The 14,779-nt window shown below is 62.2% G+C and carries 11 protein-coding genes and 2 pseudogenes; 5 read left to right on the forward strand and 8 right to left on the reverse strand.

Translation table 11 applies throughout. The annotated features are described in order from the left end of the window. Positions 1 to 73: 73 nt before the first annotated feature. The gene (proC, locus tag AC1D2G_RS05250; protein WP_477412497.1) at positions 74 to 889 is read left to right on the forward strand and encodes a pyrroline-5-carboxylate reductase; all 816 of its coding nucleotides are present in this window, start codon (positions 74 to 76) and stop codon (positions 887 to 889) included. Positions 890 to 893: 4 nt separating this feature from the next. Here the strand turns inward: proC and AC1D2G_RS05255 are convergent, their stop codons facing one another. The 4 genes from AC1D2G_RS05255 to AC1D2G_RS05270 form a co-directional block, all read right to left on the reverse strand. Then, positions 894 to 2,210 (reverse strand): NAD(P)H-dependent oxidoreductase, encoded by a 1,317-nt coding sequence (locus AC1D2G_RS05255; protein WP_477412499.1) that lies wholly within the window; start codon positions 2,208 to 2,210, stop codon positions 894 to 896. A 152-nt stretch (positions 2,211 to 2,362) separates the two neighbouring features. Continuing rightward, positions 2,363 to 3,757: a multicopper oxidase family protein gene (locus tag AC1D2G_RS05260; protein WP_477412501.1), complete on the reverse strand. Its 1,395-nt coding sequence runs from the start codon at positions 3,755 to 3,757 to the stop codon at positions 2,363 to 2,365. 178 nt (positions 3,758 to 3,935) lie between these two features. Further along, positions 3,936 to 7,745 carry a methionine synthase gene (gene metH, locus AC1D2G_RS05265; protein ID WP_477412503.1) on the reverse strand — a complete coding sequence of 1,270 codons (3,810 nt, stop codon included), beginning with the start codon at positions 7,743 to 7,745 and terminating at the stop codon, positions 3,936 to 3,938. Positions 7,746 to 7,893: 148 nt separating this feature from the next. Next, entirely contained in the window at positions 7,894 to 8,070 is a 177-nt protein-coding gene (locus AC1D2G_RS05270; RefSeq protein ID WP_477412505.1) for a hypothetical protein, read from the reverse strand. A 128-nt stretch (positions 8,071 to 8,198) separates the two neighbouring features. On the opposite strand from AC1D2G_RS05270, the gene AC1D2G_RS05275 reads away from it, so the two are divergent. Continuing rightward, a complete protein-coding gene (locus tag AC1D2G_RS05275) occupies positions 8,199 to 8,969 on the forward strand; it encodes an SDR family NAD(P)-dependent oxidoreductase (RefSeq protein WP_477303045.1) in 771 nt (256 codons plus the stop codon). A gap of 111 nt (positions 8,970 to 9,080) precedes the next feature. Further along, complete coding sequence (locus AC1D2G_RS05280) at positions 9,081 to 9,290, forward strand: hypothetical protein (protein WP_095088617.1); 210 nt, start codon at positions 9,081 to 9,083, stop codon at positions 9,288 to 9,290. A gap of 26 nt (positions 9,291 to 9,316) precedes the next feature. Here AC1D2G_RS05280 and AC1D2G_RS05285 read toward each other — a convergent pair. Together AC1D2G_RS05285 and AC1D2G_RS05290 are read right to left on the reverse strand one after the other, a co-directional pair. After that, positions 9,317 to 9,418, reverse strand: a pseudogene (locus tag AC1D2G_RS05285) (IS481 family transposase); the annotation flags it as partial. A 347-nt stretch (positions 9,419 to 9,765) separates the two neighbouring features. Continuing rightward, on the reverse strand, positions 9,766 to 10,464 hold the full coding sequence (locus AC1D2G_RS05290; protein WP_477412507.1) for a GntR family transcriptional regulator: 699 nt from the start codon (positions 10,462 to 10,464) through the stop codon (positions 9,766 to 9,768). 139 nt (positions 10,465 to 10,603) lie between these two features. Between AC1D2G_RS05290 and AC1D2G_RS05295 the strand changes: the two are divergent. Beyond that, positions 10,604 to 12,091, forward strand: a pseudogene (locus AC1D2G_RS05295) (amidase). After that, a complete protein-coding gene (locus tag AC1D2G_RS05300; protein WP_477412509.1) occupies positions 12,088 to 13,224 on the forward strand; it encodes an alpha-hydroxy acid oxidase in 1,137 nt (378 codons plus the stop codon). The pseudogene AC1D2G_RS05295 and the gene AC1D2G_RS05300 overlap by 4 nt, the downstream one beginning before the upstream one ends. Positions 13,225 to 13,309: 85 nt before the next feature. On the opposite strand, the gene AC1D2G_RS05305 is transcribed toward AC1D2G_RS05300, so the two are convergent. Together AC1D2G_RS05305 and AC1D2G_RS05310 are read right to left on the reverse strand one after the other, a co-directional pair. Beyond that, positions 13,310 to 14,014, reverse strand: a complete 705-nt coding sequence (locus AC1D2G_RS05305; RefSeq protein WP_477412511.1) for a GNAT family N-acetyltransferase — start codon at positions 14,012 to 14,014, stop codon at positions 13,310 to 13,312. Between the two features lie 19 nt (positions 14,015 to 14,033). Beyond that, positions 14,034 to 14,774 carry a class I SAM-dependent methyltransferase gene (locus tag AC1D2G_RS05310; RefSeq protein ID WP_477412513.1) on the reverse strand — a complete coding sequence of 247 codons (741 nt, stop codon included), beginning with the start codon at positions 14,772 to 14,774 and terminating at the stop codon, positions 14,034 to 14,036. Positions 14,775 to 14,779: the final 5 nt, after the last annotated feature.

The following is a 14,779-nucleotide window of genomic DNA, read 5'->3' on the forward strand; positions in this document are numbered from 1 at the left end:
TCTTGTCCGTCCTGACGGGGCTTCCCCACCGAACCGCGAGCGTCTATGTGAAGGCCTTCCTTCGGAGGGTTCCATGACGATCAGGCTCGTTCTCGCCGGCTGCGGCAATATGGGTTACGCCATGCTCTCGGGTTGGCTGAAATCCGGCAAGCTTCAACCATCGGCGGTCTTCGTGGTCGAGCCCAATGCCGACCTACGCAATCGAGCGGCAGTGCTTGGCTGCGGCACATCAGCCGATGCCGGCGGCATTCCAGCCGATGCCGTTCCCGATCTCGTCGTCATCGCGGTGAAGCCGCAAGTGATCCGAGACGTGACGGCCGCCTACAAGCGCTTCGGCGACGGTCGCACCACCTTCGTCAGCATCGCTGCCGGGACACCGGCCGCCACTTTCGAAGAAATCCTGGGCAGCCGTGCACCGGTTGTGCGCTGCATGCCCAACACGCCCGCTGCCATCGGCAAGGGCATGATGGTGGTGTTCTCCAACAGACTGGTCTCCGACGACACCAAGCGTTTCGTTGCCGACCTTTTGTCGGCGAGTGGCGAAGTGGCCACCATTGACGACGAGGGCCTGATGGATGCGGTGACCGCCGTGTCCGGATCGGGGCCGGCCTACATTTTCCATTTCATCGAAGCACTGACCGTGGCCGCCGAGAAGGCTGGCCTGCCGACGGCAACCGCCAAGCTGCTCGCCATGCAGACCGTCTACGGCGCTGCCTCGCTCGCCGCCGAAAGCGGCGAGGAGCCAGGCGTGCTGCGCCAGCAGGTCACCAGCCCCAATGGCACGACCGCAGCCGCGCTTGGCGTGCTGATGGGCGAGGACAGGCTGACCAATCTGCTTGTCCAGGCAGTCGAGGCTGCGCGGCTGCGGTCGATCGAACTGGGGAAGTAAGAACTCAGTTCGTTCCGTACAGCATGTCGTCCTGCAGCCGACGCAAGGCGAACAGCCGCGTGGTCTGGTCGGGCGCGGCATTGTCGGTGGTCAGCAATTCACCTTTCCGGACCCGCTTCAGCACCTTGCCGCCCTCCAGCAGGCCGACGGGCACGGCGCGTTGGGCGCGAGCGTCACCTGTGGTCATGGTCCAGGAGCGATAGCAGGTCTCGCCGATCGCATCGAACGTCTCGCCGGCGGCGAGATCGCGCTTGGCGACGGCGCACACTTCTGCCACCGGCTTTGGCAGCGGCACCATGTCGGGCTTGCCGAAAAGCACGATGCGGGCAGCGGTCAGCGGCACTTCCAGCGAGGTCAGATGATACGGCCGGAACAGGCTGTAATAAGGGCCGTGACCGATATGCAGATCGTCCATGCGCTCGATGATGCGCGGATGCGTCGCCTCGACGATGACGAAGACGCCGGGCGCGACGCCCTTGCCGACCGTGTAGTCGACCACGCCTTTCTTCAACAGGAGCCCTCCGTCCTCTCGCGGGATGAGCACCTTGGCGAGGTCATCGCGATCGGCCTTTGGGCCATGCATGCCGGGGACATCGGGCACCAGCCCGGTGGCGTTGGCGATGGCGCACATCTCGACCATGGTCTTCGAGCCGTCGACGAACTCGACCAGCATGCGCGGGTTCATGTTGCGGCGGATCGCTTCCTCGCGATAGTCGTCCGGCACCGCATCGTGGTTGAGCGGGTTGTTCTTGCCCTTGCCCGCGGACACGATGGTGTAGCCGAGCGCGGACGCAAACTCGATCAATTCCATGCAGCTTGACGGCTCGTCACCGGCGCCGACGGAATAGACGACGCCAAGCCGGTCGGCCTGCTGCTTCAGATAACAGCCGATGGTGACGTCGGCCTCGACGTTCATCATCACCAGGTGCTTGCCGTGTTCCATCGCCATCAGGTCGAAATCAGCGGCGACGCCCGGCTTGCCGGTGGCGTCGATGACGACGTCGATCAGCGGGTTGGTGACCAGCATCTCGTTGGATGTGATGGCGATCTTGCCGCTCTCGATGGCGCCGGTGACTTTCGATGCGGTGTCGGCTTCGACCGCCATCGCTTCATCGCCATAGGCAATACGGATGGCCTCGCGCGCGGTGTGCGGGCGGCGGGTCGAGACCGCGCAGACCGAAATGCCCTTCATCAGCATGCCTTGCGTCACCAGATCGGTGCCCATCTCGCCGGAGCCGATAACGCCGATGCGCACCGGGCGGCCCTCGGCGGCACGCCTGGCGAGATCGCGGGCAAGCCCGGTCAAGGCGACATTGGTCATGCAGTTGCTTCCATGCTTCTCGATTTGGAGGCGGCAATAGCAGGGAATCGCCCCCTTTTGCCAACGAAACCGGAAGCCGGCGGCAATTTCTCGCTCGTCAATGCAGCGTTAGAACAACCTTCCCACCCATCTCCGAGCCATTGAAACCGGGTTCAGACCACCCTGACATAGCTCGTCATTCCCGATTTCTGGTGCTCGATGATGTGGCAGTGCAGCAGCCAGTCGCCGAGATTGTCGGCGACGAAGCCCAGGCTCACCTTCTCGTTGGGCTGGATGAGATAGGTGTCCGAAATCAGCGGCTGAACCTGGCGCGTCGAGGACGACAACACCTTGAAACTCATGCCGTGCAGATGCATCGGATGGGATTGCGGCGTCAGGTTCTCCATGTCGATGACATAGCTTTTGCCGAGCTTCAGTTCGGCCAATGGCGCGGTTGGATCGGGCGTATCGCCTGGCCACGGCACCTTGTTGATGGCCCAGAAACTGTAGCCAAGCGAACCGCAGATGCCATCGCTCGGGACGTTTTCCGCCGTGGCGCTGAGCGCCAGCGAAATATGCTGGGCGGCGGTGAGATCCACCTCCGCCACCGGATTGACCTCGAGGGGTGCAACATCACGAATGTCGCGCTTGAGCGAGCTTCCAGTCGTGCGCAGGGTCGCGAGCACCCTGGGCTTGGTGCCCCTGACGTCTCGCAGGCTGACGATCGCGCCCTCGTCGTCGGGCATGCGGATGGCCAGTTCCATGCGCTGGCCGGGTCCAAGCAGCAGAGCATCGGGAGTAAAACGCTGCGGCACCGGATTGCCGTCAAGCGCCACGACGGTGGCCTCCGCGCCGTCGACGAGAAAAGCATAGATCCGCGTGACGTCGGTGATGGCGACCCTGAGCCGCACCAGCCCGCCGGCCGGCGCATCATATTGGGGCTGATCTAGCCAGTTGGCGGTACGCACGGTGCCGTAGGTGCCGGTTCTTGCGGCATCGCGCGGCCGGAACTGGTCGATGAACTGGCCGTCGTCGCCGAGCCGCCAGTCGCGCAGATTGAGGACCATCTCGGCATCGAACTTCGGATCGCCGGGGTTTTCGACCACGATTACGCCCGTCAGGCCGTGGCCCATCTGGGTCAGCGTGTTGCAGTGCGGGTGGTACCAGAAGGTGCCGGCGTCGGGCGGCGTGAAGGCGTAGTCGAAATGATCACCGGTATAGACATAGGGCTGGACGAGAAACGGCACGCCATCCATCTTGTTCGGCACGCGAATGCCGTGCCAATGGATCGTCGTCGGATCGTCGATCGCATTGACAAGCCGCGCGGCGAAGGGCTCGCCCTTTTTCATCCTGAGTACCGGCGGCATTCCGGCGTTGCCATAGCTCAGCACATCCCTGGTCTGGCCGACATCCATCAGCTTCGCCTGGATTTTGGCCGTCTGCAGCACCACCGGCTCAGGCCCTGCAGCGGCCCAGCCAGCAAACCTGCCCATGGCCGAGAGGCCTACCCCGCCGGCGCCGGCAATCGCTGCCGTTTTCAAAAGCCTACGGCGTGTGAGGACAGTCATTTGGCGCTCCAACTGCAAAGACGGCTACCCCGAAGGTGTAACCGCCACGCCATGGATCACAAGCCGGCAACCAGAGCAAATTCTGTTGACGGCACAGCGTGAACCAGAGTCAAAACACCTGCGCCTGAGTCCCGTTCACACCGACTGTCAGAGCGAAAAGGCGACAGACCTTGCCGCGCTATTCAGCCGCCTCGGCATGGTGCGCCGGAACATAGTTGAGGATGGGTCCGAGCCAGCGCTCGACCGCGGCCAACGGCATGGCCTTGCGGCGTGCGTAGTCCTCGACCTGGTCGCGTTCGACCTTGGCGACGCCGAAATAATAGCTTTCGGGATGCGACAGATAGATCCCCGACACAGACGAGCCCGGCCACATCGCATAGCTTTCGGTCAGGCTCACCCCCGCATTGCCTTCGCCGTCGAGCAGCCGGAACAGCGTCGCCTTCTCGGTGTGGTCGGGTTGCGCCGGATAGCCGGGCGCCGGACGGATACCGCGATAGGGCTCGCCGATCAGTTCGTCTGGCGCCAGCTTCTCGTCTGCCGCGTAGCCCCAGAACTCCTGGCGCACCTTCTCATGTATGCGCTCGGCGTAGGCCTCGGCGAAGCGATCGGCCAAGGCCTTGACCATGATCGAGGAATAGTCGTCGTTCGCCCGCTCGAACCGTTCGGCGATCGCCACCTCCTCGATGCCGGCGGTGACGATGAAGCCGCCTATATAATCGGGCTTGCCACTGTCCGACGGAGCGACGAAATCCGACAGCGCGACATTGGCCTTGCCGTCGCGCTTGGTCAGTTGCTGGCGCAAGGTGAAGAAGGTCGCCAGTTCCTGTGAGCGCGCTTCTTCCGTGAACAATTTGATATCGTCGCCGACGGCATTGGCCGGCCAGAAGCCGATGACGCCGCGTGGCGCGAACCATTTTTCGGCGATGATCTTCTTCAGCATCGCCTGTGCGTCTTCGAAAAGCTGGCGAGCGGCGGGACCCTGCGCCTCGTCTTCGAGGATCTTGGGATAACGCCCCTTCAACTCCCAGGTCTGGAAGAATGGCGTCCAGTCGATGTAGCGCGCGAGTTCGGCGAGGTCCCAGTTCTCAAAGACCTTCACGCCTGTGAAGGACGGCTTTGGCGGCTCGTAGCTCGCCCAGTCGATCCGGTGTGCGTTGGCTCTCGCCTTGGCCAGCGGCAGCCGCAGCTTGTCGGCTTCGGAGCGGGCATGCGCATCGGCGACCTTCTTGTATTCGGCGCGCACCGCGTCGACATAGCCGCCCTTGGTCTCGTTCGACAGCAAGGACGAGACCACGCCGACCGCCCGGCTGGCATCGGTGACATAGACGGTCTGACCCCTGGTATAGCGCGGGTGGATCTTCACCGCCGTGTGCACGCGACTGGTCGTCGCGCCGCCGATCAGCAGCGGAATGTCGAAACCCTCGCGCTCCATCTCGGCGGCCATGTGCGCCATCTCGTCGAGCGACGGCGTGATCAGGCCGGACAGACCGATGATGTCAACGTGCTGCTCGCGCGCCGTCTGCAGGATCTTGGCCGCCGGCACCATGACGCCGAGATCGATGATCTCGTAATTGTTGCAGGCGAGAACCACGCCGACGATGTTCTTGCCGATGTCGTGGACATCGCCCTTGACCGTCGCCATCAGGATCTTGCCCGCCGTCTGGCGTTCGCCATTGTCGATGCCATTGGCGGCGTTCGCCAGCTTCTCGGCCTCCATGTGCGGCAATAGTCCTGCGACCGCTTGTTTCATCACCCGCGCGGACTTTACCACTTGTGGCAGGAACATTTTTCCCGCGCCGAACAGGTCGCCGACGACATTCATGCCGGCCATCAGCGGGCCTTCGATGACATGCAGCGGGCGCTCGGCCGCCAGCCGCGCTTCCTCGGTATCGGCATCGATGAACTCGGTGATGCCGTTAACCAGCGCATGGCTGATCCGCTGCTCGACCGGCAATTCGCGCCAGGCGAGATCGCGCTCCCTGGCCTCCTGGCCCGCCGTGCCCTTGAAGCGTTCGGCGATCTCCAGCATGCGTTCGGTGGCGGTGCCGCCGGCCTTGGGCACGCGGTTGAGCACGACATCCTCGCAGGCCTCGCGCAGTTCCGGTTCGATCGTATCGTAGACCGCAAGCTGGCCGGCATTGACGATGCCCATGTCCATGCCGCGCTGGATGGCGTGGTAGAGGAACACGGCGTGCATCGCCTCGCGCACCGGCTCGTTGCCGCGGAACGAGAAGGAGAGGTTCGACACGCCGCCTGAGATATGGACATGCGGCAGCGTCGCGGTGATCTCGCCGGTCGCCTCGATGAAGTCGACGCCGTAATTGTCGTGCTCCTCTATGCCGGTGGCGATGGCGAAGACGTTGGGGTCGAAGACGATGTCCTCCGGCGGAAAGCCGGCCTGTTCGGTCAGGAGCTTGTAGGCGCGGGTGCAGATCTCGACCTTGCGCGCTTTGGTGTCGGCCTGGCCGTCCTCGTCGAAGGCCATGACGACCACGGCCGCGCCATAGGCGCGCACCAGCCTGGCATGATGCAGGAACGCCTCCTCGCCTTCCTTCATCGAGATGGAGTTGACCAGCGGCTTGCCCTGAACGCACTTCAGGCCGGCCTCGATGATCTCCCATTTCGAACTGTCGACCATCACCGGGACGCGGGCGATGTCCGGCTCGGCGGCGACCAGGTTGAGATAACTGACCATCGCCTTCTTCGAATCGATCAGCCCCTCGTCCATGTTGATGTCGATGATCTGGGCGCCGTTGGCGACCTGGTCGCGCGCCACGTCGAGCGCGGCGGCATAGTCGCCCGCCGTGATCAGCTTGCGGAACCTGGCCGACCCCGTGACGTTGGTCCGCTCGCCGACATTGACGAACGCAATCTCGTCGGTCAGCGTGAACGGCTCCAGCCCGGACAGGCGCATCTTCGGCTCGATCTCGGGGATGGCGCGCGGCGGATATTTCCGCACCGCCTCGGCGATCGCCCGGATGTGATCCGGCGTCGAGCCGCAGCAGCCGCCGACGACATTGACCAGCCCCTCGCGGGCGAAATCCTCGATCTGCGCGGCCATGAATTCCGGGCTCTCGTCATACCGGCCGAATTCATTGGGCAGGCCTGCATTCGGATAGGCGCAGGTGAAAGTGTTGGCGACGTCCGAAATCTCGGCCAGATGCGCGCGCATGGCCTTGGCGCCGAGCGCGCAGTTGAGGCCGATGGTGAACGGGCTGGCGTGACGCACAGAATGCCAGAAGGCCGTCGGCGTCTGGCCGGACAGCGTGCGGCCGGACAGGTCGGTGATGGTGCCGGAGATCATCACCGGCAGGTGCACGCCCTTCTCGATGAAGATCTCGTTGCAGGCGAAGATCGCCGCCTTGGCGTTCAGCGTGTCGAAGATGGTCTCGATCAGGATGATGTCGGCGCCGCCGTCGATCAACCCGCGCAACTGTTCGCCATAGGCGAGGTGCAGATCGTCGAAAGTCACGGCGCGATAGCCGGGGTTGTTGACGTCCGGCGACATCGACGCCGTTCGGTTGGTCGGCCCCAGGGCGCCGGCGACGAAACGGCGTTTGCCGTCCTGCTGCTGCGCCCTCAGCGCTGCGCGGCGCACCAGCCGCGCCCCGTCGCGGTTCAACGCATAGACGGCATCCTCCATGCCGTAGTCAGCCTGGGCGATCGAGGTCGAGGAGAAGGTGTTGGTCTCGAGGATATCGGCGCCTGATATGGCGTACTGATAGTGGATCTCCTCGATCGCTCCGGGCTGGGTCAGGATCAAAAGGTCGTTGTTGCCTTGCTGGTGGCAGGCGCAGCCGGCGAAGGCCTCGCCGCGAAACTGGCCCTCGTCGAACCCAAGGCCCTGGATCTGCGTGCCCATGGCGCCGTCGAGGATGAGGATGCGTTCGCGCGCTGCCGCCGTCAGCGCCGCAAGCACTTCCGAACCGTCGGGCTTTGCCGCAACGGGGCCGAACAATGCGTCCAGCGATGCAGAATTCTGCGACATTTTTTATCCCTTTGGCGACAAGCCTACTCATGTCACATAAGGATATCTTTATGTCAATATACGACAAGCGATCGACTATGTCACGCGTCGTTGCAATCGCCTGGCTCCCGAGGGAAATCGCTGCGTCGGTGCAGTGCGGCCAGCAAGGCTAGCGCTTCGGCGAGTTTTTTTCCGAACCGGCGGTGAGATCGTCCATATTGCGGTCCGGGAAGATAACGAGCGCGTCCTGGCATGCGGCGACGGCTTCCTCAGCCATCGCCTTCTCCTTGCGGACAGCGCCGAGATCGGCCAGCACGTCGCGCAGGCTGTCAAGTCCGGGGGGCAAGCCGTGTTCTTGTCTTGAGCTGTCTTCAGATGCCGGCTGGCTTTCACGCCGCGAGCGGATAGTGTTCAGCGTAAAGGTCGTGACTTATCCGTGCAGTTTCGGCCCGAAAACCTTCAGGGGAGGTTACGATGACAGAGTTCACACCAAAGTTCGATCTGACCGGTAAGGTGGCGCTGGTCACCGGCGCCTCGCGCGGCATCGGCCGCGCCTGTGCGCTGGCATGTGCCGGGTCGGGGGCCGACATGATCGTCGGCGTGCGCAGCAAGGCCGACGGGGCGGAACTGGTCGCCGAGATCGAGAGCTTGGGCAGGCGGGCGCTTGCCGTGCAGATGGATTTGACCGACCTCGCCACGGTGCGAAAGGCCGTCGCCGAGGCGCACACCGCCTTCGGCCGCATCGACGTGCTGGTCAACAATGTCGGGCTTGGGCCGGAAAACCTGGCCGAAAACGTCACCGAGGAGGATTTCGACCTGACGGTGAACGTCAACCTCAAGGGCACGTTCTTCACCACCCAGGCGGTCGGAAGGCTGATGATCGCGCAGAAATCCGGGCGCATCATCAACATCAGCTCGCAGGCCGGCACGGTGACGCTGAAGGGCGAGGCGATCTACTGCATGAGCAAGGCAGCGATCAACCATTTGACGCGCTGCCTGGCCGCCGAATGGGCGCAGCACAAGATCGCCGTCAACAGCGTGGCGCCGACTTTCATCTGGACCGACGGCACGCGGCCGTCCCTCGCCGAGCCGGACTTTCATGCCCATGTCTTGGGGCACATTCCGCTCGGCCGCATCGGCGATCCGATCGATGTCGCAGGAACCGTGGTGTTCCTGGCGTCGCCCGCAGCCTCGATGATCACCGGCGCCAATATTCTAGTCGATGGCGGCTGGTCGGTGGCGTAAGATCGCGGGTTGTGAGCGAAATCAAAAAGGGCGCAATCGAAGCTGTCGCTCGTTCAGTCCGGTCTTTTTGCGTGAGATGCGCGTATACTTTTCGAAAGGAAGGAAGGCGGCATGTCCATCAATCGCAAACTCAAAGAGGCGGGCAACTTCACGCCGTCCGAGATGGGACTTCTTGGGCGTGTCTTCGACCAGGCAAAGCGTGAGGGCGACTCTGATGCCAGCCGAGAAGCGCTGGCCTCCCGCATCATCGCCAACTATATGGCCGGAATCACCGACGAGGCCGAGCTCCTCGCCTTGTCACGGCAGCCGCTTGGTCGATGACGCGGCACTGTGAATTCGGGACCTTCCGACGTCCGCGTCTTCCACTTCGAGCCGTCTTCCGGTTTGATCCCGTAGCGTTTGGCCAGTGTCCTCAGGCTCTCTTGACTATGTTGTGTCGCTCGGCGGATCGCCTATGTCGTCGTGGCGCTCCCATGAAGAACTTGGCCCATAGCACATCCGTTGATTAGGACGACAATGATGCCCGATCAAAGCCAGGGATCAAACAGCTGGCATAGATCGGGCGCATGCCGGCAGCGCCTCGAACCGTCTACTGGCAAGACCATCAGGATGACACGCCGACCGCACCTCAACTGTTCAGTTCGCCGGCCGCCGCAATCACTTCGGACACTATTTCGAGCACATCGTTGTCTGTCGTCCGGTGATTGACGAAGCATGCCCGTAAGACGAACTGGTTGCGGACCGTCGCGTTCGAGAGATACACGCGCCCGCGATCACGCCTATCGGGGTCGGCGGTTCATAGCGTCACGGAAAGGATATTGCCAAGGGCGTTCATGACGAGTTCACGGCTATGCTGCACATGCCGCAGGGCCGCATCCTCCGATGCCTTGGGGTCTCCTGCCACAAGCGCGTCGATCAATTCCTCATGCTGTTGTCGTTGAAGCTCATGGTCCAGCAGCAGACGCTGCCGATCTCGGTTGGAGAACAATCCGATGTGAAGCAATCGTTGCATTTCATCGAGCAAAGACTCAATGACCCGGACCATCCGCTCGTTTCCGGACGCCCGGGCGATCGCAACGTGAAAGTCTCTGTTGTTTCTCAGGAATTGCAGATCGTCTGGCGCATTGTCCCGAAGGAAGGGGCCGGCCCCCAGCGTGCGAAGCATCTTCTCATCGACACGCCCCGCGGCTGCCCGTGCCGCGGCAGGTTCAAGCAGTACCCTAAGGTCGAAGACGTCGTTCGCCGTCCTGCCACTGACCGGAGCAATGATGTAGCCGCGTCGCGGGACGGTGTTGACCAGCCCTTCCTGGCTAAGTCTCGACAGAGCTGAGCGTATGGGTGCCAGACCGAGTCCATAGTGGCTGGCCAGTCCCGCTTCGGTGACGTCAGCCCCGGGCTTCAATCTACACAGGATCACGTCGTTTTTGATGAGGTCGTAGGCCTCGTCGGTCAGACGCCGCCGCACCGGCAAAGCGAAAATACCTTCGTTGTTCATCGTTCAACCGTGGTTGGCCGCAGTGGAGCCCGTCGACCGAACACACTTGACACATTCGGTCGTTTGGCGCTACAAGAAATATCGGTGAAATGTTACAAAAATTTCAGCTTTGACCCGGGTCATCGACATGGTCGGAGAGATGAAAGACGTCCCGACTGCTGGTCCTGAAAACGGCACAGATGTTCGACACGGCGGTGCCGCGACGATTTCGGACGCCGATATCTTGTGCCGGCTTACCGCCTCCGAGCTTGCTGGCCTCTATCTGAAGAGACAGGCATCCCCTGTCGAGGTCGTCCAGGCCGTGCTCACCAGAGCGGCGAGCATCAACGCACGGTTCAATGCCTTTGCCTTCCTGGACGATGAGGGGGCGATAGCCGCCGCCAAAGCATCCGAGCGCAGATGGCTAGACGGGGCGGCGCTTGGCCCCCTCGACGGAATTCCAGCTACGATCAAGGATTTGATGACGGTCAAGAACTGGCCCACTCGCTTTGGCAGTGGGGTAATTGCTGGTGCGCGTTCTCAAGCTGATGCGCCTTCCGTCGCAGCACTGCGAGCGAAAGGCGTCTTGTTGGTAGGGGCGACTGCAACGCCTGAGTTCGGCTAGAAGGCAGTCACCGATAGTCCGATGTTCGGAGCGACGTCGAACCCATGGGACCCGGCGTTGACATGCGGCGGATCGTCGGGAGGCGCGGCTGTTGCCGCGCGCACCGGTTGTGGGAACCTGCATCTCGGCACGGACGGGGGTGGATCGGTGCGGATACCTGCCGCCTTCACCGGGGTAGTCGGCCACAAGCCGAGCTTTGGTCGAGTGCCATATTATCCGCCGAGCGCGTTCGGCACTCTCGGTCACCTAGGGCCGATCGCTCGCACGGTCGAGGATGCCACGCTGATGCTCGACGCCATGACGGTCCGCGACGCCCGGGACTGGAACCAGCCTGCAATAGAATTTGCATCTGCGGTGCTCAGCCGGCAGCGGGAATGGCAGGGTTTGCGGATCGGCCTGTGGTCAACACCGATCGCTGGCGAAGTCGCCCCAGAAATCCTCGCTGCAGTCGTTCGCGTCGCCCGCCTGCTGGAGGAGGCGGGCGCAGCAGTCGAGCCGATCAACCTGCCGGGTGGAAACATATTGGCGACGTTCAACATCCTCTGGTTTGCAGGTGCGGCAAACAGGGTGTCCAAGATCGCCGAGAAAGACCGGTTTCAAATGGACCCGGGTTTGCTTCGTGCAGCGGAAATCGGTGGACGATTCTCAGCATCTGAGTACGCGGAAGCGTTGTTACACCGTTCGGCCTTCGGCGCCGAAATGGATCAGCTTCTCAGGATCTACGATTTGGTGATCTCGCCGACCACGCCGGTCGCGGCGTTTCCGCTCATGCACGATGTCCCGCCTGGATCCGTTTATCAGGAATGGACCGAGTGGGCATGCTTCAACTTTCCCATAAACCTCAGTCAGCAGCCCGCATGCTCTGTGCCAATTGGTCTAACAAATAGAGGACTTCCGATCGGGTTTCAGATTGTCGGCGCAAGGGGAGCCGATGCGGACGTATTGAGCGCGGCCATGCAGGTGATGGAACTTGTCGGGTGGATGGACAGTCCTTCTCAGCCGAGCGGGAGGAAAAAGACATGAACTCAAAAACGATCACTTGTATCGAAGATCTCCGGCAGCTTCATAAGAAAAGGGTGCCAAAAGCATTTTTCGACTATGTCGACCGCGGTTCGTATAGCGAGCAGACCTTGCACGCGAATCGAGCGGATTTCGAAAAGATCAAATTTAGGCAGCGGGTCCTCGTCGACGTATCCAACAGGAGCACGTCTACCGTGCTCCTGGGCGAGGCAATTTCAATGCCGCTGGTTCTGGCGCCTGTCGGCTTGGGAGGGCTTCAATATGCCGACGGAGAGATCCATGCGTGTCGCGCGGCGCAGGCGGCGGGCATCCCCTATACATTATCGATCATGTCCATCTGCTCGATGGAGGATGTTGCAGGTGCTGTCAAAAAGCCCTTCTGGTTTCAGCTGAGTTTGCTAAAGGACCGCGGCTTCGTCAAATCGCTTGTAGAACGCGCGATTGCCGTGAAATGCGACGCAATTGTCTTGACGGTAGACTTGCCTGTGTTGGCGCAACGCCATGCCGATATTAAGAACGGCATGACGGTGCCGCCGAGGTGGACTTTCGGCAAATTCGTCGACTTTGCGAGCAAGCCGGCATGGGTTTCCAGCGTAATGCGCAGCAAGAGGAAAACGTTCGGAAATCTCGCCGGACAATCCGGCAACTCGAAAATGGAATCGCTTGCCGCCTGGATGAATGAGCAATTCAATACGAGCCCAACTTTGAAGGACGTTGAGTGGGTTCGGAGCATATGGCCTGGAAAACTGATCATCAAAGGCATCGGCGACGCCAGGGATGCGCGTGACGTGGCGAAAATTGGGGCGCATGGCCTAGTGGTTTCGAACCATGGGGGACGTCAACTTGACGGCGGCAGGTCAACGATCTCTGTGCTGCCCGAAATTGCGGATGCGGTGGGGGCCGACCTTGAGGTTCTGGTAGATGGAGGCGTTCGCTCCGGCCAAGACGTCATGCGAGCTTTGGCTCTTGGGGCAAAGGCGTGCATGATCGGCCGGGCCTATGTTCACGGTCTGGGTGCTGCCGGCGAACAAGGCGTCGCCAAGGCCATCGATCTCATCCGTAAAGAATTCGAAGTGACAATGGGCCTGACCGGGGTTGTCCGCGTTGATAAAATAGATCGCCGAATACTGGCCTAGTTGGCTGTAACGAAAGCGAACAGGCCGGTCCGTTGCCGCCGGGCAAAAGATGCTAGAGGACTAGGCGCTGCATGATACGCTTTCGCTAGCATAACCCTTTAGCGCCGAGGCCGCTCCTGATCTCGGCAACCGAGCGAAGCTGCCGCCCGGCGTCGAAATTTCCGGGATCAAGCCAGGCCTCAAAAGCTGAGCGATGGTCCGGCCATTCGCTGGAAAGCATCGAATAGACACAGATGTCGCAAGGTTTGCCCTTCAGGAACAGGCCCTGGCGCAGCGTGCCCTCATAGACGAAGCCGAGCCGATCGGCCGCCTTGCGCGAGCGCAGGTTGGTCGAGGTGCAGGTCCATTCGAGGCGCCGGTAGCCAAGATCGTCGAAGACATGGCGCAGGATCAGGTAGAGCGCCTCGGTGGCGAGCCGTGTGCGTTGCAGCGGCGGCGTGTAGAGCACATAGCCGAGCTCGACGACATGATGGGCGGGTCTCGCCTCCATCAGGCAGAGCCACCCCAGCGGCTTGTCGTCGAGGCCGGCGACGGCAAAGAAGGCGCGTTTCTTGTCGGCCACCAGTTCGGCGACGTGGTCGGCGAAACATTGCTCGCTGGCGAACGGGCCAACCTTCATATCGACCCAGGTGGCATTCGTGTGCTCGTCATGCGACAGCGGGTAGAGACAGGATGCGTCGCGCCCGGCGTCGAGCGGGCGCAGGCGACCCGAGCGACCGACCAGCACGACGGCCGCGGGAACTGGAGCGTCGCCCGGCGGGATCTCACCCGGTTTCATATCTGATGACATGGTCGCCCCGATGCGCTGGCTAGTTCCAGTATCGGAATACCCTGCCCATTCTGTTCGGCATCATGAAAATCTCCTCGGCGCGGCGAAACCCGGCATCCCGCCCCATGCCGAGCCAAGTCTCGGCGGTTTCAGGGAAATCGGCCAGAAGCATATGCCGTTCCATGGAAGCGAATTCCTCGTCGGAAACGGTCGACCATTTGTCTCGCAGCAACGAGAAGCGGGCGAGCCAGGCGGCGCGATCTTCTCCCTGGAACAGGGCCGGCTCCCAGATGACGAACTGGCCCACGCCGCCCAAGGCCCTGCGGGCGTGCCGCATCAGCTTCGCCTTGCCCTCGGTCGCTAGATGGTGCAGCGACATGCCGATCCAGATTACGTCGACGGGTTCCGACCAGTTCGCCATCGCTTGCGCGAAGTCGCCGCAGCGCAGCTCGACCGGGCATGGGAGCCCTTCGAGCGCGCGAGCGGCAAGCGCTAGCGACGCTTCCGACAGGTCGATGCCGACATAGCCGCCGATCGCGGACGTCTTCAGCATCGCGGCGGAGGCAGCGGCATCGCCGCACGCCACGTCGAGGAATCGAAACGACCCTGGTGCATGCTCAACGAGCAGATCGCGCAGGAGCCCGTAGACCTCGCGGTGGAACATGAGGTTTGTGGCCACGATCCTGCGGTACGTCTCCAGCTCCTTGTTGAACATGTCCTGGGAGCCGGAAGCCTCGTTAACTGTCGCCACCGGCATGCTCTCGCTCGACGAACTGGCCATGATAT

Source organism: Mesorhizobium sp. P2_C7, from assembly GCF_056404515.1.

Bases quoted from the DNA above. Each gene is read 5' to 3' on its own strand.
- proC (WP_477412497.1), top strand. From the start codon at position 74: ATGACGATCAGGCTCGTTCTCGCCGGCTGCGGCAATATGGGTTACGCC.
- AC1D2G_RS05255 (WP_477412499.1), bottom strand. From the start codon at position 2,210: ATGACCAATGTCGCCTTGACCGGGCTTGCCCGCGATCTCGCCAGGCGT.
- AC1D2G_RS05260 (WP_477412501.1), bottom strand. From the start codon at position 3,757: ATGACTGTCCTCACACGCCGTAGGCTTTTGAAAACGGCAGCGATTGCC.
- metH (WP_477412503.1), bottom strand. From the start codon at position 7,745: ATGTCGCAGAATTCTGCATCGCTGGACGCATTGTTCGGCCCCGTTGCG.
- AC1D2G_RS05275 (WP_477303045.1), top strand. From the start codon at position 8,199: ATGACAGAGTTCACACCAAAGTTCGATCTGACCGGTAAGGTGGCGCTG.
- AC1D2G_RS05280 (WP_095088617.1), top strand. From the start codon at position 9,081: ATGTCCATCAATCGCAAACTCAAAGAGGCGGGCAACTTCACGCCGTCC.
- AC1D2G_RS05290 (WP_477412507.1), bottom strand. From the start codon at position 10,464: ATGAACAACGAAGGTATTTTCGCTTTGCCGGTGCGGCGGCGTCTGACC.
- AC1D2G_RS05300 (WP_477412509.1), top strand. From the start codon at position 12,088: ATGAACTCAAAAACGATCACTTGTATCGAAGATCTCCGGCAGCTTCAT.
- AC1D2G_RS05305 (WP_477412511.1), bottom strand. From the start codon at position 14,014: ATGTCATCAGATATGAAACCGGGTGAGATCCCGCCGGGCGACGCTCCA.
- AC1D2G_RS05310 (WP_477412513.1), bottom strand. From the start codon at position 14,774: ATGGCCAGTTCGTCGAGCGAGAGCATGCCGGTGGCGACAGTTAACGAG.